The organism is Proteus sp. ZN5 (assembly GCF_011046025.1).
Lineage (GTDB): Bacteria > Pseudomonadota > Gammaproteobacteria > Enterobacterales > Enterobacteriaceae > Proteus.
Genome location: NZ_CP047639.1, coordinates 396,132 through 417,984, shown reverse-complemented (window position 1 = coordinate 417,984; position 21,853 = coordinate 396,132). Strand labels below are relative to the sequence as shown.

Annotated in this window: 22 protein-coding genes; 12 read left to right on the top strand and 10 right to left on the bottom strand. The window is 38.9% G+C overall.

What is annotated here, in order from left to right; genetic code table 11:
• The first annotated feature begins 47 nt into the window (after nucleotides 1-47).
• From radC to GTK47_RS02035, 7 genes are all read left to right on the top strand, one after another.
• A complete protein-coding gene (radC, locus tag GTK47_RS02070; RefSeq protein WP_088494128.1) occupies nucleotides 48-719 on the top strand; it encodes a DNA repair protein RadC in 672 nt (223 codons plus the stop codon).
• Between the two features lie 247 nt (nucleotides 720-966).
• Nucleotides 967-1,203 (top strand): 50S ribosomal protein L28, encoded by a 237-nt coding sequence (gene rpmB / locus GTK47_RS02060; RefSeq protein WP_036914542.1) that lies wholly within the window; start codon nucleotides 967-969, stop codon nucleotides 1,201-1,203.
• Between the two features lie 11 nt (nucleotides 1,204-1,214).
• Nucleotides 1,215-1,382, top strand: a complete 168-nt coding sequence (gene rpmG, locus GTK47_RS02055) for a 50S ribosomal protein L33 (protein ID WP_006534250.1) — start codon at nucleotides 1,215-1,217, stop codon at nucleotides 1,380-1,382.
• A 149-nt stretch (nucleotides 1,383-1,531) separates the two neighbouring features.
• Complete coding sequence (locus tag GTK47_RS02050; RefSeq protein ID WP_165121973.1) at nucleotides 1,532-2,659, top strand: glycosyltransferase family 4 protein; 1,128 nt, start codon at nucleotides 1,532-1,534, stop codon at nucleotides 2,657-2,659.
• Between the two features lie 138 nt (nucleotides 2,660-2,797).
• On the top strand, nucleotides 2,798-3,799 hold the full coding sequence (locus GTK47_RS02045; protein WP_165121972.1) for a glycosyltransferase family 9 protein: 1,002 nt from the start codon (nucleotides 2,798-2,800) through the stop codon (nucleotides 3,797-3,799).
• 3 nt (nucleotides 3,800-3,802) lie between these two features.
• Nucleotides 3,803-4,906, top strand: a complete 1,104-nt coding sequence (locus tag GTK47_RS02040) for a glycosyltransferase family 4 protein (RefSeq protein WP_165121971.1) — start codon at nucleotides 3,803-3,805, stop codon at nucleotides 4,904-4,906.
• Nucleotides 4,906-6,075 (top strand): glycosyltransferase family 4 protein, encoded by a 1,170-nt coding sequence (locus GTK47_RS02035; protein WP_206535894.1) that lies wholly within the window; start codon nucleotides 4,906-4,908, stop codon nucleotides 6,073-6,075. The genes GTK47_RS02040 and GTK47_RS02035 overlap by 1 nt, the downstream gene beginning before the upstream one ends.
• Before the next feature lie 7 nt (nucleotides 6,076-6,082).
• On the opposite strand, the gene rfaL is transcribed toward GTK47_RS02035, so the two are convergent.
• A complete protein-coding gene (gene rfaL / locus GTK47_RS02030) occupies nucleotides 6,083-7,336 on the bottom strand; it encodes an O-antigen ligase RfaL (RefSeq protein WP_165121969.1) in 1,254 nt (417 codons plus the stop codon).
• Between the two features lie 99 nt (nucleotides 7,337-7,435).
• On the opposite strand from rfaL, the gene mutM reads away from it, so the two are divergent.
• Complete coding sequence (mutM, locus tag GTK47_RS02025) at nucleotides 7,436-8,260, top strand: bifunctional DNA-formamidopyrimidine glycosylase/DNA-(apurinic or apyrimidinic site) lyase (RefSeq protein WP_165121968.1); 825 nt, start codon at nucleotides 7,436-7,438, stop codon at nucleotides 8,258-8,260.
• Here mutM and coaD read toward each other — a convergent pair.
• From coaD to rfaQ, 6 genes are all read right to left on the bottom strand, one after another.
• Nucleotides 8,257-8,742 (bottom strand): pantetheine-phosphate adenylyltransferase, encoded by a 486-nt coding sequence (coaD, locus tag GTK47_RS02020; protein WP_164530235.1) that lies wholly within the window; start codon nucleotides 8,740-8,742, stop codon nucleotides 8,257-8,259. The two genes, mutM and coaD, sit on opposite strands and share 4 nt — an antisense overlap.
• On the bottom strand, nucleotides 8,732-9,511 hold the full coding sequence (locus tag GTK47_RS02015; RefSeq protein ID WP_165121967.1) for a glycosyltransferase family 2 protein: 780 nt from the start codon (nucleotides 9,509-9,511) through the stop codon (nucleotides 8,732-8,734). The genes coaD and GTK47_RS02015 overlap by 11 nt, the downstream gene beginning before the upstream one ends.
• Nucleotides 9,511-10,788, bottom strand: coding sequence for a lipid IV(A) 3-deoxy-D-manno-octulosonic acid transferase (waaA, locus tag GTK47_RS02010; protein WP_075673244.1), 1,278 nt, complete (start codon nucleotides 10,786-10,788; stop codon nucleotides 9,511-9,513). Before waaA ends, GTK47_RS02015 begins: the two co-directional genes overlap by 1 nt.
• Nucleotides 10,789-10,869: 81 nt before the next feature.
• Nucleotides 10,870-11,973: a glycosyltransferase gene (locus GTK47_RS02005; RefSeq protein ID WP_109402142.1), complete on the bottom strand. Its 1,104-nt coding sequence runs from the start codon at nucleotides 11,971-11,973 to the stop codon at nucleotides 10,870-10,872.
• Nucleotides 11,970-13,103 (bottom strand): glycosyltransferase family 4 protein, encoded by a 1,134-nt coding sequence (locus tag GTK47_RS02000; RefSeq protein ID WP_109402141.1) that lies wholly within the window; start codon nucleotides 13,101-13,103, stop codon nucleotides 11,970-11,972. Before GTK47_RS02000 ends, GTK47_RS02005 begins: the two co-directional genes overlap by 4 nt.
• The gene (rfaQ, locus tag GTK47_RS01995; protein WP_165121966.1) at nucleotides 13,100-14,170 is read right to left on the bottom strand and encodes a putative lipopolysaccharide heptosyltransferase III; all 1,071 of its coding nucleotides are present in this window, start codon (nucleotides 14,168-14,170) and stop codon (nucleotides 13,100-13,102) included. Before rfaQ ends, GTK47_RS02000 begins: the two co-directional genes overlap by 4 nt.
• A 159-nt stretch (nucleotides 14,171-14,329) precedes the next feature.
• On the opposite strand from rfaQ, the gene GTK47_RS01990 reads away from it, so the two are divergent.
• Together GTK47_RS01990 and GTK47_RS01985 are read left to right on the top strand one after the other, a co-directional pair.
• Nucleotides 14,330-15,292, top strand: coding sequence for a polysaccharide deacetylase family protein (locus GTK47_RS01990; RefSeq protein WP_165121965.1), 963 nt, complete (start codon nucleotides 14,330-14,332; stop codon nucleotides 15,290-15,292).
• 148 nt (nucleotides 15,293-15,440) lie between these two features.
• Nucleotides 15,441-16,367, top strand: coding sequence for a glycosyltransferase family 9 protein (locus tag GTK47_RS01985; RefSeq protein ID WP_241256058.1), 927 nt, complete (start codon nucleotides 15,441-15,443; stop codon nucleotides 16,365-16,367).
• Nucleotides 16,368-16,388: 21 nt separating this feature from the next.
• Here GTK47_RS01985 and rfaC read toward each other — a convergent pair whose 3' ends face one another.
• The 3 genes from rfaC to rfaD are packed head-to-tail and all read right to left on the bottom strand — an operon-like array spanning nucleotide 16,389 to nucleotide 19,345.
• Nucleotides 16,389-17,348 (bottom strand): lipopolysaccharide heptosyltransferase RfaC, encoded by a 960-nt coding sequence (rfaC, locus tag GTK47_RS01980; protein ID WP_165121963.1) that lies wholly within the window; start codon nucleotides 17,346-17,348, stop codon nucleotides 16,389-16,391.
• Nucleotides 17,345-18,397 (bottom strand): ADP-heptose--LPS heptosyltransferase RfaF, encoded by a 1,053-nt coding sequence (gene rfaF / locus GTK47_RS01975; RefSeq protein WP_165121962.1) that lies wholly within the window; start codon nucleotides 18,395-18,397, stop codon nucleotides 17,345-17,347. Before rfaF ends, rfaC begins: the two co-directional genes overlap by 4 nt.
• Nucleotides 18,398-18,406: 9 nt before the next feature.
• Nucleotides 18,407-19,345 carry an ADP-glyceromanno-heptose 6-epimerase gene (rfaD, locus tag GTK47_RS01970; RefSeq protein ID WP_088494111.1) on the bottom strand — a complete coding sequence of 313 codons (939 nt, stop codon included), beginning with the start codon at nucleotides 19,343-19,345 and terminating at the stop codon, nucleotides 18,407-18,409.
• A 270-nt stretch (nucleotides 19,346-19,615) separates the two neighbouring features.
• On the opposite strand from rfaD, the gene GTK47_RS01965 reads away from it, so the two are divergent.
• Together GTK47_RS01965 and tdh are read left to right on the top strand one after the other, a co-directional pair.
• Nucleotides 19,616-20,815, top strand: a complete 1,200-nt coding sequence (locus GTK47_RS01965; protein WP_165121961.1) for a glycine C-acetyltransferase — start codon at nucleotides 19,616-19,618, stop codon at nucleotides 20,813-20,815.
• Nucleotides 20,816-20,824: 9 nt separating this feature from the next.
• Complete coding sequence (tdh, locus tag GTK47_RS01960) at nucleotides 20,825-21,850, top strand: L-threonine 3-dehydrogenase (RefSeq protein WP_165121960.1); 1,026 nt, start codon at nucleotides 20,825-20,827, stop codon at nucleotides 21,848-21,850.
• The last annotated feature ends 3 nt before the right edge of the window (nucleotides 21,851-21,853 follow it).

Here is a 21,853-nt window from a genome sequence, read left to right as displayed (position 1 = left end):
AAATAGATCATTAATACCACTGCCTTTACTTATTAAGGAGTCCACGGATGGAAAATCAATCGGTTAGTGAACTTTTACCTAGAGAAAAATTATTACTTTATGGCGTTGAATCACTCACCGATATTGAGTTATTGGCGCTCTTTTTACGTACCGGCACTTATGAAAAGTCTGTATTAGAATTGGCGGCTTTTTTACTTAAAGAGTGTGGCTCTCTTTATCATGTTATTAATGCTGATTATGAAACTTTAGGGCGCTTTAAAGGCGTTGGTGTGGGAAAGTTTACCCAGCTACAAGCGATTAATGAAATGGCACAGCGCTTTTCTACAACACAATTTATGTATAAAAATGTATTATCTTCTTCAGAAGATACAAAGCATTACTTACAAAAATTATTGCATTGGCGAGACAGAGAAGTGTTTGTAGTACTGTTTCTTGATAATCAAAATCAATTGATTGCATTTGAAGAGATGTTTAAAGGAACAATTAACAGAGTAGAGGTTCATCCTAGAGAAATTGTCCGTCAATCAATAAAAAAGAATGCAACATCCATCATTCTTGCTCATAATCACCCTTCTGGTGTTTGCGAACCAAGTCTCGCAGATAAAGAAATAACAGAAAAAATTTTTACTGCTTGCCAATTAGTGGGTGTAAATGTACTCGATCACCTTGTGATAGGGCATGATAATTGTGTTTCTTTCGCAGAGCGAGGTTGGTTGTAGCAAATATTTTTGTAATTATTGTCAATCTTTATTTGTACGGGTCTTGAGCGTTGAGGCCATTGGGCGTATACTACGCCACCTTTGAGGATCTTGGGTTTGGCGAGAAGAGCCTATCTCAGCAAGTTTTTTCTGAGGTGTTTACACAGTTTTTCAATCGTTAAAAGTTGCTGAGATGGGCTCCAAAGCCTGACGAGGCGGTCAAACCTGATATTAAAGCTCGAGCTGATTAGATTTTTGGAGAATAGACATGTCCCGAGTCTGCCAAGTTACCGGCAAGCGTCCTGTGAGTGGAAACAACCGCTCTCACGCATTAAACGCGACTAAACGCCGTTTTCTGCCAAACCTGCACTCTCACCGTTTCTGGGTTGAGTCTGAGAAACGTTTCGTAACTCTGCGTGTATCTGCTAAAGGTATGCGTGTGATTGATAAGAAAGGCATCGAATCTGTATTAGCAGATTTACGTGCCCGTGGTGAGAAGTTCTAAGGAGCTGAAAAATGGCTAAAGGTATTCGCGAGAAAATTAAACTCGTTTCTTCTGCTGGTACAGGTCACTTCTATACCACTACGAAGAACAAACGCACTATGCCAGAAAAACTGGAAATGAAAAAATTCGATCCAGTTGTTCGTCAACATGTGCTTTATAAAGAAGCTAAAATTAAATAATTTTAGTTTTCTTAAAAAACCCGACCTTAGTGTCGGGTTTTTTGTTATCTGGGGCCTGCTAAGTATAACAAAGTAAAGCTATTGTGATCTTAGCTTGCTCTTTAGTTATACTATGGCTCTTTTTAAACCATCAGATAAACGGATTGCGGATGAGTAAGTCAGTATTATCAATATTACATACAGAATCATCTTGTGGATGGGGTGGTCAGGAAATCCGTATACTGACGGAATCTCAAGGTATGATCCGCAGAGGGCACAGAGTTGCATTAGTGTGCTGCCCTACATCCAAAATTGCCAAGGCAGCGCCTGATTATGGTATTGAGGTTTTCACATTACCCATTGAGAAAAAACGTGGTTCAGCGTTAAAAGCACTTCGCCAATGGCTGAAATTACATTGCCACCAATTTGATGTTATCAATACTCATAGTTCAACCGATGCATGGTTAGTTGCCGCTTCTTGTGCCACATTACGTCATTCTCCAGTGGTCGTTCGAACTCGACATGTTTCTACAGATGTTTCACGTTCATTACCAACTCGATGGCTTTATCTTTCATCCAGTGCCCATGTTGTGACAACAGGTGAAAAATTACGTCAGACTCTCCATCAGCATAATAAATTTCCATTAGAAAAAATGACATCAGTGCCTACGGGAATTGATCTGCAACGTTTTTATCCACAAAACAAACAACAAGCTAGAGAAAAAATTGGAATACCGAATAAACCGACATTAGGTATTGTTGCAACTATGCGAGTGTGGAAAGGACATAAATACTTAGTAGAAGCATGGAAATCATTACATCAGCAGTTTCCTGATTGGCAATTAATTTTTGTTGGTGATGGGCCTCAGCGTAAAAATTTAGAACCGATGGTGAAAGCGGCAGGATTAGAACAAAGTATTTTCTTCCTTGGTAATCGTAATGATGTGCCTGATTGTTTAAATGCAATGGATCTCTTTGCGTTACCTTCTTTTGGTAATGAAGGTGTGCCGCAAGGTATTATGCAGGCAATGGCGTGTGGTTTGCCTGTTGTATCGACTACGGTTGGCGCGATTAGCGAAGCCGTTATTGATGGTAAAACAGGATTTACATTAGAACCACAGGTACAAGAAATATTCACGAGTCATTTAGCGGAGTTAATGAGCTCAGATGAATTACGTGAACAGATGGGAAAAGCAGCGCTTGAACACGCTGTTTCACGATTTGGCTTGGATAATATGTTAGATAAGATGGAAAGGATCTTTATTCAAGCAATCAACGATAAAAATAAATCAGTATGATTAATGTTGATAATAAAGTCGTGCAACGATTATCTCCATTATCAACTTGGTGTATTCATCTTATTGATGAATATTTGTAATACTTTTTAGTGTATAGTCTGAGAAGTAAATGTATCATTTAAGCCAAATAAAAAGCATATGGATCCAAAAAATATATTGGTTATAGCGGTAGCGCGTTTTGGTGATACATTACTTATCACTCCCGTTATCCATGCCTTGAAACAGCGTTGGCCTAATGCTCATATTCATGTATTTGCACATAAGCGTAGTGCATGCATTCTTGAGCATAATCCTGACATTAATAGTATTAGACATTTTTCTAAAAAACGTGCTGTTTGGTCAGGTTGGTTACCTAATAAACCTTATGATTTAGCTTTGGTATACGGTAATGATCGTGAATTAGTGAATTATGCTCGTCGCCAATCCCATCATACTGTTGCTTTTGCTGATATATCTGAGCAGCAAGGCAATACGACTTGGGTTGCGCGCCCTAAGTCACCGATGGTTGCACAAAAAGAGCGTGCCTTATTAATTAATGCATTAGGGATTTATCCGAGTTGTTGGCAATTACGTTACTTTATCAATGAGGAAGAAGTGGCTTTTGCACAGCAGTTTTTAAAAAATAATTCATTAATTAATAAGAACATTATTGGTTTTCAGTTACAAAGCTTTCCCGCTAAAGCCTATCGAGATTGGCCCGTGGAGAACTTTCTGCAATTAGCAAAGCAGATTATTTCCCATGACGCGAGTACGTATTTTTTGCTATTAGGTAGTAAGGAAAGTGCGCAATTATCTGTTGATTTAGCTAAAAAAATAGGTGAAGAGCGATGTTTAGCCTTAGCGGGGCGTGTTTCGATGCGTCAAAATGCAGCAATTATGGCAAATTTATCGCTTTATGTTGGTGTTGATACCGGTCCTACACATTTAGCCGGTGCTTTAGATATCCCGATGGTAGCGCTATATCATAGCTATCATCCTGGGTGCTATTTAGCCCCTATACAACATTCTTGTTGTCAGGTTATCCAACACCCTACACCATTAGAAAAAGCACGCCGTGAAGATAATATGGCTGAAATCTCTGTTGAGAATGTGTGGAATGCAGTGAGTAATATCATGAATGGAATGAAGGTGAAAAAGTAATCCATGAAGATCGGTATAATTGATGTCACAATCACCATGTCTTATGGCGGGATCCAAACAGCGGTTTGGGAACTGGCTAAGCAATTGCATGATGCTGGGCATGAAGTTCATCTTTATGGCGGCAATGGCGAGATCCGACACAATCTGGCAGGACGCCAAATACAAATTCACACTTACCCTTATACACCACGAGATAAAGTTATCGATCTCGGTGGGCGTTTTCGTCGTATTGTTGAGCGTTACACTTTTGCACGACACGCTAAAAAAGATGTTATCAGTCAAAATTTTGATTGGGTTATTTTAACGAAGCCTTTTGATTTTTTTTGGCCTTCTATGATGCCTAAATCATCTTCAACACGTTTTTGCTATATGAGTGGGGGCACCAGTTTTTTTAAAGGTGACCGCTGGTTAGGTAAAAAGATTTCAGCATGGGTGGCATGTAGCCATTTTAATGCTTGGCAAATTCAACATCATTTTAAGCAATTCCCTAGTGTGATTTATAATGGTGTGGATATTGAAAAATTTAAACCTATGACTACCTCGTTGCGTGAGCAATTAGGAATAGCCGAATCTACTTTTTTACTCTCATTTGCTGGGCGATTAGTTGGTTGGAAAGGCTTGAGTGTCGTCATCGATGCCATAGAGCAGTTAAAAGGTGAAGATGTTAAACTTCTGATTATCGGTGCTGGTGATGATCTTGAACGATTAAAAAAGAAAGCGATTTCTAAAGGTGTTGCAGAGCGAGTTATTTTTCATCAGCCTGTCGAGCATAACGTATTACCTGAGTTTTATGCAGCAAGTGACGTGGGTATTTTTCCTAGTACTGGAGATGAAGCCTTCGGTATTACGATTGCAGAAGCGATGGCGTGTGCCAAACCAGTGATTGCCAGCCATATCGGTGGCATTCCTGAAGTGGTAGGCAATGAAGGTACCGCAGGGCTTTTAGTCGCACCAGGTAGTGCAGATGAAATTGTGATAGCGATTAATCATCTTCGTGAGTTGCCAGACAGAGGTAAGGCGATGGGAGAGCAGGCTCGTCTACGTATTGAATCACGTTATACTTGGCAACATTCTGCGCAACGTTTATTACAGGTATTGGCGCCATAATTATGAAAATTGCCTATCTTGATCCTTACCCAGTGCCTGACTTACGTGTGGCTTCATTACAAATTTTGCAAAATGTGGATGCATTTGCTCGAGCAGGCGCTCAAGTAACATTAGTCACACCTAAAGGGCAATATCGAGATAGTGATATATTAGGTCGTTCAATTCATACTAATGCGAGTTTAGTTTCTTTAAGAGATATTCGCCGTAAATGGTATTTTCCATTTAATTCACAAAAGCTTTTCTCATTACAGATCACTCGCTGGGTAAAACAAAATAACGTTGATGCATTATTTACCCGTAATTTAAAACTAGCTTGTTATCTTTGTGAAAATTACCCAGAAATTCCTCTCTTTTTTGAAAGTCATGAAATTTTCGCTCAATCTTTTGCAGAGTCTCATTCCTTTGAGAAAAAAAAGAATCGTGCCAAATATCATAAGCTATTAAAAATGGAGAAGTTAGTTTACAGCCGAGCCACAGGTATTTTTGTTCTTACTTCATTATTAAGAGATGACATTGTTTCACAGTATCAAGTCGCTACACCAATAACCGTCGTTCCTGATGGGGTTGATTTGCATGCTGTGGCTGATTACCAAGTTAAATCACCAATATCCGAGAAAGGCTTTACTGAGGTATTATATTTAGGGAGCTTGCATAAATGGAAAGGAATTCCAACCATGATGCGAGCGATGAAATACCTTGATAATGCAAGACTTAATATTGCGGGGGGTACACCAGAACAGATTGAAGGATTAACTTTATTAGCTCAAGAAATGGATGTAAAAGATAAAGTAAATTTCTTAGGATTTATCGATCCCAAAAAACGTTTTGAAGCAATTGGTCAACATGATATTTGTGTACTTCCGCTTACGTTAACTAGCATTGGAAGTCGTTACACCTCACCACTTAAGTTATTTGAATATATGGCGATGGAAAAACCTGTAGTAATTTCAGATTTTCCTTCAATTCGTGATGTTGTGGATGAGAAAGCGGTAAGCTTTGCTGATAGTGGGGATGCACAGAGCTTTGCAAAACAGATAGTGCAGTTAAGAGAAAACCCACAACGAGCTAAAGAAAAAACAACCCATGCCCGCTCTCTCGTTGAAAACTATTACAATTGGGATAAGCGGGCAGAGACTATATTAAAAACAATAGAAAAGTTAATTAAGTAACTTATTGTTATTTATCTGATGGCGTTACTGATTGATAATTTAGTAGCGAGTGGCGCAATGCCAACATTAATCCCACCAAAATACCTACTTGATTGATATAGGCATTTTCAAATAAGCCTCGCAGTACATAGATACCTAAGAAGGACATTAGTAACACCAAGGAGGCTTGGCGAATAACCCCTTGGTTTTTTCTTATTAGTTGGATACCTTGGGCAATCATTGAAGAACAAAAATAAAGAATACCAAATAGCCCTAAAATACCACCTGCAAACCAAAAGGCTAAAAAGATATTGTGGGGGCCAATGGATTTTTTAAATATCCAATTTTTATGGTCTTTAACTCGTTCATTATAGACATTATGGTAAAGTTGATTACCATAGCCATATCCTTTTATGGGGTGTTCTAAAATAAGGTCTAAGGCAGAGCCTTGGGTACCATTATCAAGTCGTTTTCCACTATTAGTTTGTGTCAATTTATATTGAAGTTTTTTATTAAAAAATTGATTAGTAGTTACTTGTGTTGCACTGATAAATAAAAGAGAACTTATCGTTAGTGTTAGTAGTATCAATAAATACTGACGATTAAGAATAAGGATAAGAAATGTACTGATGGCGAATGCTATCCATGCTCCTCTGGCCAACGTTCCTAACATTATAAAAAGAAAAAACACACTTATAATTATTAATAATAGCCAATTGAGAAGAGTATTTTGCTTTTTTAAAGCCCAAGTAGCTAATAAAATAGGAAAGAAAAAGAGAAGAGCATAAGATATTTCTCTATGCTGATTATGGCTTTTATTACTAAATAAAAAAATATTTTTTTGATACTCCAAATAATACTGTACCAGTTCTTTAGCTATAATCACCAGCAATCCAATTGCAAAAGCGACCATCACCATCTTCGCTATATCAGCAGGTTTCTCTTTATACAGTACAATTGGAAAGGTAATCGCAAAAAGCAGTAACCCATTAAGTATCGGCTTATTAATCTCTTTTATACTGATACTAGGCTCGACAGAAATCACGATGGAATAACCAATCACCAATAATAAAAACAGCAGTGAGAATGACAGATTATTTTTAAATATCTTACAGATAGCCTTAAAATCACGCACCAAATACCACAGCGCCGTTGCACCAATTAGTCCCATCACAATATTTTTATAACGGGTGATATCCGGTAAGTAGATCAATATAATGTAAAGCCCAATAATGGATAAATTCCAAAGGGATTTTTTACTATAGTCTTTAAACAACATCATAATAATCTGCTATCGTCCTTTCTACTTTTAGGGATGCTGATCATACAATAAAAATGATGTTATCGCTGTATCTCTTATCTGATAATAATGGAGCCACCTGTGCCTGAATTGCCAGAAGTTGAAACCAGTCGCCGAGGTATTGAACCTCATCTTGTGGGTAATGTGTTGCATTATGCCGTTGTACGCAATAGTAAATTACGTTGGCCTGTGTCAGAGAAAATAAAGACTCTACTGGATGAACCGATTTTAAGTGTAAAGCGTCGCGCTAAATACCTATTAATAGAGCTTAATACAGGATGGATTATTATCCATTTAGGAATGTCAGGAAGTGTGCGCATATTATTAGAGGAACAACCTGAAGAAAAACATGATCATATCGATTTAGTTTTTCGTGATGGCAAGGTACTGCGTTATACCGACCCTCGACGTTTTGGTGCTTGGTTATGGTGTGAAGATTTAGCGACAAGCTCTGTATTAGCTCACTTAGGGCCAGAGCCGCTTTCTGATGAATTTAATGCTGAATATCTATATCAACAGTCGAAAAATAAAAAAACAGCTATCAAACCGTGGTTAATGGATAATAAATTAGTTGTTGGTGTCGGCAATATTTATGCTAACGAGGCACTATTTTCATCGGGCATTATGCCTGATAGAAAAGCTAATAGCTTAACACAAGAAGAGAGTACGGTACTGGTGGCTGCGATTAAACGAGTATTGACGCGCTCTATTGAGCAAGGTGGCACAACACTTAAAGACTTCTTACAGTCTGATGGCAAACCGGGATATTTTGCCCAAGAACTCTTTGTTTATGGGCGTAAAGATAAACCTTGTTTGATTTGCGGACAACTGATTGAAAGTATTAAACAAGGGCAACGTAGCACCTTTTTCTGCCGACATTGCCAACATGGTGAGAATGAGAGCTAAATTTTACCTAATTTTTTCAGCATTGCAGCTGTCACGACTTCGGGTAAAAATGTAGAAACATCACCGTCATGGCGTGCCACATCTTTAATTAAAGATGAAGAGACAAAGGAAAGGTTTTGAGAAGGTAGTAAAAATACGCTATCAAGATCAGGTGCAAAATGACGGTTCATATTTGCCAGCTGCCATTCATATTCAAAGTCAGAAACGCTACGAACACCACGAATTAAAATCGTCGCTTGTTGCTGTTTGGCGAAATTTGCCATTAGCTCACTAAAACCCACCACTTCAACATTCGGTAAATGGCTCGTCACCTCTCTGGCTAAATTAACTCGTTCTTCTAAGGTAAACATTGGGTTTTTACGGGCACTATCAGCAATGGCTAATAAAACGGTATCAAACATACCTGCTGCACGAGTTAATATATCAATATGACCATAAGTGATAGGATCAAAGGTTCCGGGGTAGATAGCTTTATTTTTCATGATTTACCGTCTTCTGGCTGAGTTCCCATAAAGAAGCGTATTTATTAAAGGTATACTGTGCATTAACAAATGCCAGTACTAATCCCTGTTTCCCGTCTAAAAAACCCATTCTTAACAACCAAGTCTTAAAAAAGGCACCTAGCGTATGACTTAAGATGGAGCCATAACTGGTTTTTTTACCTTGTTGATGGCGCTCTTTAGCCCACTCGGTGGCATATTTTAGCTGTTTTTGCTGAAATTCCATTAAATCACGACAGGTAAGATGTAAGAGATCGCCCTGTAGTGTTTTGATGGTTGCGTCTTGAGTTTCTAACGATTCATGAACCAAGTTATTGTTATATTGATAACGTTCGCGGGTATATAAACGCGTGACTTTATCGGGATACCAACCACTGTGCTTCATAAATCGGCCCATAAACAAGTTACGGCGAGCACAGTTATAAACCACATTTTCTTCAGGTTGTTGCAATATCGCGAGGATACTGGTTTTGAGTTCAGGTGTGATACGTTCATCACTATCAATCATAAAAATATAATCACCCGTGGCATATTGCTGCGCCAATTGACGCTGTCTGCCAAAACCTGGCCACTCATTGTTTACAAAGACTTTTGCCCCTTTCTCTGTCGCGATACGACAGGTGTCATCTTGACTTCCCGAATCCAATACAATGATTTCATCAGCCCATTGTACGGAGTCTAAGCATTCACCAATGACATCAGCAACGTTTTTACTGATCATCACAACAGAAAGGCGCTTGCTTTGGCTCATCAGTGGCTCCGAGGGGGAAGATAAGGTGAAAGTAGGGTGAGTAAGCGCAATAATGCACCTTGGTTTTCATGAAGCACTTCAACAGCATGACGACCATAATAACGACGATAATCTTCATCATTAAGCAATGAAGCAATAGCTGTTGCCATCGATTCACTGTCTGTAACAGTAATTAATCCTTCAGCTTGATCGAGCTTGGCGCAGATATTTTTAAAATTAAAAGTATGAGGTCCCATAATAACTGGGATAGCGTGTGCAGCTGCTTCTAAAGGATTATGACCACCACGTTCGACTAAACTCCCTCCCACAAAAGCCAGATCAGCAATACCATAGAGCAACATCAGTTCGCCCATGGTGTCGCCTATCACGACTTGGGTCTGTGCATCAGGAACGGCATCAGTGCTTCGTAACGTATACTTTAACCCTGCTTCGCGTGTTAATTGCTCAGCTTTAGGAAAACGTTCTGGGTGTCTAGGAACTAAGATTAACAAAAGCTGTGGGAATTGTGTCAGTAGCTTTTTATGTGTCTCTAAGATAATGGTTTCTTCACCTTCATGAGTACTCGTTGCAATCCAAACAGGGCGATGAGCAGCCCATTGGCGACGCAAAGCAACGGCTCTTGCTGCTAACTCAGGGGTGACTGAAATATCAAATTTTAGGCTACCTGTTACATGTAAATGTGAACGTTTGAGTCCTAATTCGATAAAACGCTCACCATCTTCTTGGTTTTGAGCCGCAATTAAGGTGATTTTTTGGAGCATTGTTTTGACAAAACTACCTAATTTTTGATAACCGGCAGCAGAGCGTTCTGATAAACGTGCATTGGCGATAATCAACGGGATTTTTCGTTGATGCAGTTTTGAAATCAGATTAGGCCATAGTTCGGTTTCCATAATGATCACCAATTTCGGATCAACTGTTTTAAGAAAACGATTAACTGAACCCGGTAAATCATAAGGAAGATAGACATGGTAAACATCATCACCAAACGCGGAGCGTACACGTTCTGAGCCTGTCGGAGTCATGGTAGTGACAGTGATAGGCAAATCGGGATAGTGATGACGAAGGGCGCGAACAAGTGGCACGGCGGCGAGTGTTTCACCGACAGAAACGGAATGTAATAATATCCCTTGAGGCACGACTTTGCCTTTGCAAAAGCCATAGCGCTCTCCCCACCGTTTACGGTAGGCGGGTGCTTTACGGCTGCGTAATAAAAGACGCAACCAAATCAGAGGTTGAATAAGGTAAAGAAGTACCTGATATAAACGCAACAACATGCTATCAAATTCACTTATCTGGACGAACGCTTATAGTATCACACTGTGTAGTAGAAAGTGTGTAAAACAAGTAGGCGCGGATTAAGGAATTAAAGCGATATACTGCTTTAAAATATGGTTTAGTTCAAATTTTGCATAGGATGATGGCAATATTTGAGGTGGTGAATAATACGCGAAGCGAAGTTTCTCAGCGAGAGAATCACTATCCATAGTAGAAAGATAATCAGAAAGCGCGTCAGTCATAATTTCGCTGACTCCACCTGGACATCGAGTACTGACGATAGGCGTTCCACAAATTAAAGCTTCAATTAACACAGTAGGAAGCCCTTCGCTATCAGAACTTAATGCGACTACCTTGGCATCTTTGATGGCAGGGAGCGGATTAGAAATAAAGCCAGCAAGTACAACCTGTTGTGTTAGGTTGAGTCGGTTTATTTGAGCTTCTAATTTTTGTTTGATAGCAGGCGTTCCTTCACCTAAAAGGATTAATTGGCAAGGTAAATCCGCTTTCGCAAAGGCTTCAATTAACCTGTCTTGCCTTTTAACTTCATGTAATCGGCCAACATGTAAAATGTAATCTTGCTGAGTAAATACATTAGGAAGGGTGGCTTTTTGTTGTATTTCTTCAATATTAAAAGGGTTATAGATAGTTTTTAGTTGACGGGCATGGATGCCAATGGCGTTTATTAAATCATCTTTAACTGCGTTGGATACACAGACGAGATTTTTATCTTTATAAACGCGCTGAATTTTGGTTTTCTTCAACCAATATGAAAAGCCAGATTTATTACCAAGATAAGATTGAGAGTAAATACCATGAATGCAGTACCAAACATTACACATTTTTAGCTGTTTGGAGCGACAAACAATACGGTCTGTTTTGTGTAGATTAGAAAGAACAAGTGCAGGACGTCCTTTCTTAGCAAAAAGTTGTATAAGGACATTATCAAGAGATTTTGCTCTACGAGATATTTCGGTCAATTTTCTGAAGATACCACGATAGTCATCATGATCAACAATATAGTCAATAAAATCAGGTAGTTCATACGCTAATTTATTATGTAAGGATAACAGTGTGACTTGGTATCCATTCTGATGAAAACCGTTGGCTAGCCTGAGTGTAACATTTTCAGCGCCACCACCAGGTAATCCATCAATAATAAAAAGTATATGTTGTTGACTCACAAGGCTAATATCCGTTTATAAAGTGAAATAAGCTCGCCTGATAATCGTTGTGGCGTGTAAGGGAGAATAGTCTCTCTTGCCACTTGTGACATTTCAGTCCACGCTGCTTCTTTTGGGATCTGTGTAATTGCATTGATTAATGCTGAAATATCTAATGCATCACAAACAAATCCATTTTTACCATTTTGAATAAATTCTGCGCCACCACAAGTTGTTGAGGTGATCACTGGTAAACCGCATGATAATGCCTCAAGAATAACATTAGGGAAAGGATCGTAAAGAGTCGGGAGCAACAATGCATCCGCCATTTGATAAAAATCGAGTGTTTTTTTCTGCATACCTAAAAAGAAAATACGTTGCTCACAACCTAATTGTGTCGCGAATTGTTCGTATTTTCGCTGATTTTTATCACTTCCAACAACTAACAATATAGCTGATGTTTTTGCTATTGCTGAAATAGCAGCAGCTAATCCTTTACGTTCAAAGCCAGACCCAACATAAATAAAGCAAGGTACATCTTGTGGAATATTATATTGTGTCTTTAATGCATATTTTTGAGAATTTGTCGCAGGTATGAAAGCATTATGATCAATTGCGTTATAAATAACAGATATTTTATCGGCAGATACGCCAAAATCCTCAATAATTTCATTTTTAACCATCTGTGAGTTACAAATAACTTGTTTTAATGCAGGATCAGCATACATCTGCTTTTCTGCATTCATAACATAGCGATGGTATCTATCATAAAATAACCAGCGACCTTTCCAATTTGGCAATATTCGTTGGCGTTGTAATAACCATCGGCGATGCACACCATCACCTGCCCGAAAAATATCACAACCAGCGATACGTTCATGGCTTTGAACAATATCAAAATGATTTTCTTGCCAACACGCTCTCGCCGCCTTAGCGAAGCCAGACTCTCGACTAATTCTGCCTAACTTTCGTGGATTACATAAGTGAATATGCCAATCTGGATTGGTATCACCTTGCCATTCTCGAGTGATCACATTGAGTTCAAGATCATCGTTTGATAGTGCATCTAATGCACGAGCAATAAAACGTTCTGCGCCTCCATCAGGGCGATATTTTTGCCGAACGATAGCGAGTCGTAAAGGATGGTTCATTGGGGTAAATACCTCTTAGCTGAGCGGTAGACAACATCAACAGGAATAGCGGAGAGATAACGTTGCTGAGTATCTGTTTTAATATGATCAGGATGTGGAATATCTTCATAATCACCCGCCCAAATTGTTTCACCTACTGCTTGCCAAGGATGCCAATGTTCGAGTTTAGATGGACCAAAAAGTGCTATTAAAGGTGTTTTTAATGCAGCAGCCATATGCATTGCAACAGAATCAACGCCAATAAAAAGCCCTGCATTATCAATTAATACCGCTAATTGGGATAAAGAAGTTTGGCCAGCTAAGACTGTTATAGCTTCTTTATTTGGACATTGTGTCAAAATAGCTTCGATCATCTCCAATTCTTTTTTCTCTGGTCCTGAGGTTAAAACAACAGAATAATTACTATTCTGAAGTTGTGTAATCAAAGCCGCCATTTTATCTTCATCCCAGCATTTGAAAAACCAGCGAGAGGTCGGTTGGATCACGATGTAGTTTTCAGGAATATGATGCTTTTTAATAGTCTCCGCTAGCCACTGCTTATCTTCTTCACTATAAGACATCATAACATCAGAAATAATAGGAACATTAAGTGGAGTAAGGATACTTAGGTTTTGTTCAACAGTATGTAGTTGCCCATGATCTGAGGTGGAGATAATTATATTATGGCATTTTTGCCAAAACTTACTGCCTTTGCGTTTTTCAAATTCAAGTCCTAAACGAACTTGTGCTTTAGTCACTAAAGCAAAAATAGCGGCTTTCCATTGATCCGCTAAATTAACCACTAAATCATACTGTTGTTTTTGTAATTCTCGACCAAGTTGCCACTCTTTTTTCAATCGAGTGAATTTACCTTGATACTTCCAATTGCGATCAAGATAAAAAATGTTATTGATTAATGGGTTGTGCTCAAGCATCGGTAATGTTTCTTTATATAATAGAACATCAATCGTTGCATTAGGATAAGCTGATTTTAATGAGCATATAACGGGTGTCGTTAATAACATATCTCCATGATGTTGGAGTTTAATAACCAGTATTCTATTAAATGATTGATTTATATTAGTCATAATTACTTTAGCTTTAGTGAGATACTCTAATTGTAAACAAATCCACAGAATGCATCTACCATACTGTATTTATATTGATTGAATTGATGTTTTCTACTGCGTAACATAGAACAATTTATTCAATTATGAACTTATAATCCATTAGTTGGTGGGGAATGCATGACTAAACCAGCATTTATTATCACATTAGATACTGAAGGCGATAATCTTTGGGAAAATGAACGTGATATCACTACTCAAAATACGCACTTTCTTCCCCGTTTTCAGCAACTTTGTGAGCGCTTTAATTTTAAACCTGTTTGGCTAACAAACTATGAAATGGTTATGGATGAAGCTTATATTGAGTTTGCCCGTGATGTTATTGCGCGTAATACCGGTGAAATTGGTATGCACTTGCATGCATGGAATAGCCCACCATTAATACCTTTAACGGATGATGATTTACGTTATCAGCCTTATTTAATTGAATATCCCAAAGATCAAATGCGAGAAAAAATCGCATTAATGACGCACTTACTTGAAGATAAACTACAAACTAAAATGTTAAGCCATCGTGCGGGCCGTTGGGCTTTTAATGAGATTTATGCACAACTTTTAGTTGAGTTTGGTTACCAAGTCGATTGTTCTGTGACACCTAAAGTGGATTGGCGATTTACAAAAGGTGATCCCGCACAATCAGGGGGTACAAATTATACTGATTTTCCAAGTCATGCTTACTTTATGGACTTACAGAATATCACTAAAGCGGGAAACTCTTCGCTACTAGAAGTGCCAATGAGTATTCAATATAAGCACTCGCCTTTAATGAATAAAGTTAAGCAGGGTTACGATAAATTAAGAGGTAAGCAACGAGTGCCTTCTGTGAATTGGCTCCGCCCTAAAGGTGGCAATACTCAACAGATGATTGATGTTGCTGAAAAATCTTTGGCTCAAGGCCACTCTCATATTGAATTTATGTTGCACTCCTCTGAATTTATGCCGGGTGGTAGCCCTACATTTCGTACTGAAAAAGATATTGAAGGGTTATATAACGATTTAGAAACGTTATTTAGTTTCTTATCAGACAAAGTGCAAGGAATGACATTAGCTGAGTATTATCAAAGTAAGATGCAGGCAAAATAAGATGAAGTTAAAGAAATTAAAATGGGTACATAATTTTTTAAATATTTATAACCCACTTTTGGGCAGGATGAGAAAAACAGATACATTTTCATCTGAGATTCAATTTAACAGTATTCTTATTTTCTCCACGACAGCGCTGGGGGATTTTATGTTTAATACTCCCGCGATAAGAGCTATTCGTGCACATTACCCTGATGCACATATCACATTGGTTTCTAGTGAAAAAAATAGATTATTAGTTGAAAACTATGAGCAAATAGATAGTGTGGTTTACTGGGATAATAAAATTAGGAACCTACTTCCTATCGCACTACAGGCAAAAAAATATAAACCTGAATTAGCGGTTATATTACATTCACATCTTCCTTACGATGTGTTATTTGCTGTTATAGCTGGTTGCCAGTATATCTTACGTAATACATTTCATATTATTCCAGAATGGTTTCAAAAATGGATTGTTGCTGAGCATCAGCCTCCTAATTGTCATATTGTTCAAAGTAAACTTAATATTATTCGTCATTTAGGAATAGATAGCTCTGATACAAGAATGGAAATTCCTTGTGAAATAGAACAACTAGATAAAGGAATTAATCATATTGTTGGATTTCAAATGGGAGCATCAACGCAAGAGCGTCGATGGGCAGTAAAATATTTTGTTGAGTTAGCTCAAAAGCTTATTGAGAGTAAACCATCAATACAGATTAAACTTATTGGTTCACCCAGAGAATTAGAATTACCAGAAGAGTTTTTTGTATTGTTGCCAAAAAAATATCATAACAATATTGAAAATCTAGTAGGTAAAACTTCATTACCTGGTTTGTTAAGTCAAATAAAAATAATGGATGTATTAGTCACAGGGGATACTGGGCCTTTGCATTTGGCGATCACACTACAACGCCCAACAGTAAGTTTATTTGCGACAGCAAACCCTAAATGGACAGGACCTTATCAAGATCTTCATTTGCATACTATTATCAATAAGAGACCTAGCCCAGATGAGGGAATACAAGCATCAATGGATCTTATAACGGTTGATGAAGTTTTTAATGCCGTCAATAAAACCCTAAAAGACTAATAACTTTTAGGGCTTATAAGACTAAATATCGAGAATATTGATAACTTGTTGTGCACTTATCTCCCCAATATCCCCACCTTCTGCTTTTACAGAGGTTTGGGCTTTACCGTAACCGCCAATTAAGCCGGGATCGGTAGGGCCAAATAAGGTGATATTGGGTTTATCTAATGCTGCCGTTAAATGGCTTAATCCCGTATCCACAGAAACGACGCTTTTCGCACCAGCAATAACCTGAGCCACTTGGGCTAATGACATCTTCGGTAACACATCAACGTAGTCAAAATCTTTTGCTAGACGTATTGCACGTTGATGCTCATGCTCGGCACCCCAAGGTAATTTAATGCGTATTCCAGAATCAGCAAGCAGTGCAATTAATTCTCGCCAATGAGATTCAGGCCAATGTTTCTCATCACGCGTAGTTGCGTGTAAAAAGACTAAATAAGGGCGCTCATCAAAGGCGGGAAGTGAGAGAAAATGCTGTGCAATTCCATAATCACCCTGAGACTGTGGAATAGGATAATTTAAGCTTAAAGCAAACAGTTGACGAATCCGCTCAACGGCGTGCATCTCTTTACTGACATTGTGGCGAATATCGTAAAAGAAACTCGCTAAAGGCTCTCGAGCGCATTGGCGAGAATAACCATGTTTAATGCCTTTGGCGTATCGAGTCACTAAGAATGCACTTTTCAGTAAACCTTGTGCATCAATAACCGCATCATAATGATGAGATTGAATAGCACGACGAAATTGTGCGCGTTCAGCACGAATAGGAGCACTAAACCAGTTTTTTCGCCAACGGCGTATTGCTACAGGAATAACTGTATCAACGGCTTGATGCCAGCTCGGGATCTGTGCAAAACCTTCTTCGACGACCCAATCAAAACGAATATCAGGATAAGCATTTATTGCATCAGTTAATGCTGGCAACGTATGTAAGACATCACCCATGGAGGAGGTTTTAACAATTAATACCCGCTTCACGCTGATGGCTCCGTTGACAGTAAATTAGCTAATTCGGCAAAAACCTTCTCTGGCTGAATATCGATTAAGCTTTGGTGATAGCCTTGTTCAGCATCCCCTTTACGCACTTTGTGATAACCAGTAATTAAACGGATCACGCGCGCTTTATGAGATAACGGTGGTGTAAAATCAGGGCTACTTGGGCCATAAAGTGCCACTAAAGGACGCTCTAACGCGGCGGCAACATGCATTAAACCCGAGTCATTACTGACAACAGCCTTACAAGATGCAATCAAATTAACGGCTTGTTCAAGACTGGTTTCGCCAGCAAGATTAAAACACGCTTCTCGGGCATCAGGTGTTAAAGCTTGTTTTATTTCTTCGCCTGCTTCTTTATCTTTTTGAGAGCCAAACAAGAAGATCTGATAACCTTGCTCTGTAATAAGTTTCTGCGCTAAAGCAGCATAATGATAATGAGGCCAACGTTTTGCAGGACCGAATTCAGCTCCGGGGCAAAAACCAATTGCAGGGCGTTGAGTCGATAATGAAAATTGACTTAATGTGGTAGCAATATCATTTTCGGTAACTGATAACTTCGGCCATAACAAAGGTTGTGGTAAATCAGTCGCTTTTTGGACTTTTTGCTTGTCATAAGCTAGTGCAACATAGCGTTCAACCATCAAAGGAAATGCTTCTTTATCTAAAGGTCGCAAATCATTTAATAGCCCATAACGCATCTCTCCACGCCAACCTGTGCGCTTAGGAATATCTGCAAAGAAAGGGACTAAGGCAGATTTTAACGAGTTAGGTAATACATAAGCGTGCGTGTAACCATTCTCTTTTAATTGTTTTCCTAAACGGCGACGTTCACCAATGGCTAAAGCCCCATGGCCTAACGGCATCGGGATTGCATTATCAACTTCTGGCATCTTTTCTAATAATGGACGGCACCACGCAGGTGCCATCACATCAATCGTTGCCGCAGGATGTAATGCTTTCAATGTACGATAAAGACTTTGGGACATCATCATGTCCCCGACCCATGAAGGCCCTACCACAAAGATTTTCATAAACAGCGATTACTTACCTTGATTTAACCATTGCATATAAAGCTCTACGCCTTCAGCAACTGTTTTAAAAGGTGCGGTATAACCCGCTTTACGTAAATTTGTTAGATCAGCTTGAGTAAATGCTTGGTAACGACCTTTCAATTTCTCTGGAAACTCAATATGTTCGATAGAGAGATCTTTATCTTTGTGATGAGCAATAACGGCATCTGCAACAGCTTGGAATGATTCAGCACGACCTGTACCACAGTTAAAAATACCGGATACATTATTGCGCCAGAACCATAAATTAACCGCAGCCACATCTCCAACGTAAATAAAGTCGCGTTGGAAGGTTTCGCTACCCTCAAATAATTTTGGATTTTGACCCGCATTTACTTGGTTATTTAAATGGAATGCAACACTCGCCATGCCACCTTTATGTCCTTCACGAGGGCCATAAACATTAAAATAACGGAAGCCACAAATCATTGAATCTGCTTCAGGTAAAATTTGGCGTACATATTCATCGAATAAGAATTTTGAATAGCCATAGACATTTAAAGGCGCTTCATATTTTCTATCTTCGATAAAGTTATCTGTACGACCACCATAAGTTGCAGCAGAAGAGGCATATAAGAAAGGAATTTGGCGTTCAAGACAAAAATGAAGTAGCTCTTTAGAATATTGATAGTTGTTATCCATCATATATTTGCCATCCCACTCAGTCGTGGAAGAGCAAGCACCTTCATGGAAAACCGCATCAATATCACCAAAATCATCACCAGCAACAACGCTTGCAATAAAATCTTCTTTATCCATGTAATCAGTGATATTGAGATCAACCAAATTCACAAATTTGGTGCCATCTTTTAGGTTATCAACAACTAAGATATCAGTATAACCTTCATCATTTAATGCTTTAACAATATTGCTGCCGATAAAACCTGCACCGCCAGTGACGATAATCATGTGGCTACCCCTTCATATAAAATCTAAAAATTAGCTCTAGGTCTATAATAACACTGAACAGCTTTAACGGTAGCATTCATCGTGGAACAACAGGCTGAAATTCTCGAAAAAAGCAGAACGTATTAGTGATCTTAATTACACAAATAACATTATTTATTTACATTTGTCGTTTTTGATAGAACAAAGGCATAGAATAAGAAACAATACTGGCTATATTATAGTCAAACCATTTAAGTTGTCTCTTTTCGAATTGCTGTCTTAGGAGAAAGTATGTCTACTCCCACGTTTTACCAACAAATTAATCAACAACTAGAACAAACTCGTCAAGATGGCCTCTTTAAAAATGAGCGCATCATCACTTCTTCACAAAGCGCAGATATCGCAGTTGCTGATGGAAGCCATGTTATTAACTTCTGTGCTAATAACTATTTAGGCCTCGCTAATCATCCAAAATTAATTGAAGCCGCAAAAGCAGGTATGGATAGTCACGGATTTGGTATGGCTTCTGTGCGTTTTATTTGTGGTACACAAGATTCACATAAAACATTAGAAAATAAAATCGCTGAATTTTTAGGTATGGAAGATGCCATTCTGTATTCATCTTGCTTTGATGCAAATGGTGGATTATTTGAAACACTAATGGGCCCTGAAGATGCGATTATTTCTGATGCTTTAAACCATGCGTCTATTATTGATGGTGTGCGTTTATGTAAAGCAAAACGTTATCGCTATGCCAATAACGATATGGCAGAGCTGCGCGTTCAACTTGAAAAAGCCAAAGCAGATAATGCTCGCCACATTATGATCGCGACAGATGGTGTATTTTCAATGGATGGCGTGATTGCAGATCTAAAATCTATCTGTGATTTAGCCGATGAATTTGGTGCTCTTGTTATGGTCGATGATTCTCATGCTGTAGGTTTTGTGGGTGCACAAGGTCGCGGAACTCATGAGTATTGTGATGTGATGGGCAGAGTGGACATTATCACAGGCACTTTAGGTAAGGCGTTAGGTGGTGCTTCTGGTGGATATACTGCAGCACGTAAAGAAGTCGTTGAGTGGTTACGTCAGCGTTCTCGTCCTTATTTATTCTCTAATTCATTAGCCCCTGCGATTGTTTCAGCCTCTATTGCTGTTTTAGATATGTTGAAATCAGGGGATGAAATTCGTGCCCGTTTATGGCGCAACGCCTCGCTTTTCCGTGAAAAAATGAGTGCCGCTGGTTTTACATTAGCTGGCGCAGATCATGCCATTATTCCCGTTATGTTAGGAGAGGCTAAATTAGCGCAAGAGTTCGCAACACGCTTACTTGATGAGGGAATTTATGTCACGGGATTCTTCTATCCTGTTGTACCTCAAGGACAAGCACGTATTCGTACACAAATGTCGGCAGCACACACTACTGAACAAATTGAGTGTGCAGTGGCGGCATTTATCAAAATTGGCAAAGAACTTAATGTGATTGCATAAGGTTACTCTATGAAAGCATTGTCAAAATTAAAAGCAGAAGAAGGTATTTGGATAACCGATGTTCCAGTACCTGAACTTGGTCATAACGATGTGATGATCAAAATTCGTAAAACAGCAATTTGTGGCACTGACGTTCATATTTATAACTGGGATGAGTGGTCACAAAAAACAATTCCTGTTCCTATGGTTGTAGGCCATGAATATATTGGCGAAATTGTTGCGATAGGGCAGGAAGTTAAAGGTTTTAATATTGGTGATCGTGTCTCTGGTGAAGGGCATATCACTTGCGGTCATTGTCGTAACTGTCGCGGTGGTCGTACTCATTTATGTCGCAATACCATTGGTGTGGGTGTAAATCGCCCAGGCTGTTTTGCTGAATATTTGGTTATCCCTGCCTTTAATGCGTTTAAAATCCCTGACAATATTCCTGATGAGTTAGCCGCTATTTTTGATCCCTTTGGTAATGCAGTGCATACCGCATTATCTTTTGATTTAGTGGGTGAAGATGTTCTGGTTTCAGGAGCTGGTCCTATTGGGATTATGGCGGCTGCAATTTGTAAGCATGTTGGGGCACGTCATGTGGTGATCACTGATGTTAATGAATATCGCCTTGATCTTGCGAAAAAAATGGGTGTTACCAGAGCCGTGAATGTCAGCAAAGAAAACCTAATGGATGTTATGAAAGAATTGGGGATGACCGAAGGTTTTGATGTGGGACTAGAAATGTCGGGTGCGCCACCTGCGTTTCGTACCATGCTTAATACCATGAATCATGGCGGTCGTATTGCACTATTGGGTATTCCGCCTTCTGATATGGCAATTGATTGGGGACAAGTTATCTTTAAAGGTTTGTTTATTAAGGGTATCTACGGTCGAGAGATGTTTGAAACATGGTATAAAATGGCTGCACTTATTCAGTCAGGCCTTGATCTCTCTCCAATTATTACTCATCAATTTCCAATCGATGAATTCCAAAAAGGTTTTGATATCATGCGTTCAGGTCAATCAGGTAAAGTGATTTTAGATTGGCAGTAATGA

Bases quoted from the DNA above. Each gene is read 5' to 3' on its own strand.
- radC (WP_088494128.1), top strand. From the start codon at position 48: ATGGAAAATCAATCGGTTAGTGAACTTTTACCTAGAGAAAAATTATTA.
- rpmB (WP_036914542.1), top strand. From the start codon at position 967: ATGTCCCGAGTCTGCCAAGTTACCGGCAAGCGTCCTGTGAGTGGAAAC.
- rpmG (WP_006534250.1), top strand. From the start codon at position 1,215: ATGGCTAAAGGTATTCGCGAGAAAATTAAACTCGTTTCTTCTGCTGGT.
- GTK47_RS02050 (WP_165121973.1), top strand. From the start codon at position 1,532: ATGAGTAAGTCAGTATTATCAATATTACATACAGAATCATCTTGTGGA.
- GTK47_RS02045 (WP_165121972.1), top strand. From the start codon at position 2,798: ATGGATCCAAAAAATATATTGGTTATAGCGGTAGCGCGTTTTGGTGAT.
- GTK47_RS02040 (WP_165121971.1), top strand. From the start codon at position 3,803: ATGAAGATCGGTATAATTGATGTCACAATCACCATGTCTTATGGCGGG.
- rfaL (WP_165121969.1), bottom strand. From the start codon at position 7,336: ATGATGTTGTTTAAAGACTATAGTAAAAAATCCCTTTGGAATTTATCC.
- coaD (WP_164530235.1), bottom strand. From the start codon at position 8,742: ATGAAAAATAAAGCTATCTACCCCGGAACCTTTGATCCTATCACTTAT.
- GTK47_RS02015 (WP_165121967.1), bottom strand. From the start codon at position 9,511: ATGAGCCAAAGCAAGCGCCTTTCTGTTGTGATGATCAGTAAAAACGTT.
- waaA (WP_075673244.1), bottom strand. From the start codon at position 10,788: ATGTTGTTGCGTTTATATCAGGTACTTCTTTACCTTATTCAACCTCTG.
- GTK47_RS02000 (WP_109402141.1), bottom strand. From the start codon at position 13,103: ATGAACCATCCTTTACGACTCGCTATCGTTCGGCAAAAATATCGCCCT.
- rfaQ (WP_165121966.1), bottom strand. From the start codon at position 14,170: ATGACTAATATAAATCAATCATTTAATAGAATACTGGTTATTAAACTC.
- GTK47_RS01990 (WP_165121965.1), top strand. From the start codon at position 14,330: ATGACTAAACCAGCATTTATTATCACATTAGATACTGAAGGCGATAAT.
- GTK47_RS01985 (WP_241256058.1), top strand. From the start codon at position 15,441: ATGTTTAATACTCCCGCGATAAGAGCTATTCGTGCACATTACCCTGAT.
- rfaF (WP_165121962.1), bottom strand. From the start codon at position 18,397: ATGAAAATCTTTGTGGTAGGGCCTTCATGGGTCGGGGACATGATGATG.
- rfaD (WP_088494111.1), bottom strand. From the start codon at position 19,345: ATGATTATCGTCACTGGCGGTGCAGGTTTTATCGGCAGCAATATTGTT.
- GTK47_RS01965 (WP_165121961.1), top strand. From the start codon at position 19,616: ATGTCTACTCCCACGTTTTACCAACAAATTAATCAACAACTAGAACAA.
- tdh (WP_165121960.1), top strand. From the start codon at position 20,825: ATGAAAGCATTGTCAAAATTAAAAGCAGAAGAAGGTATTTGGATAACC.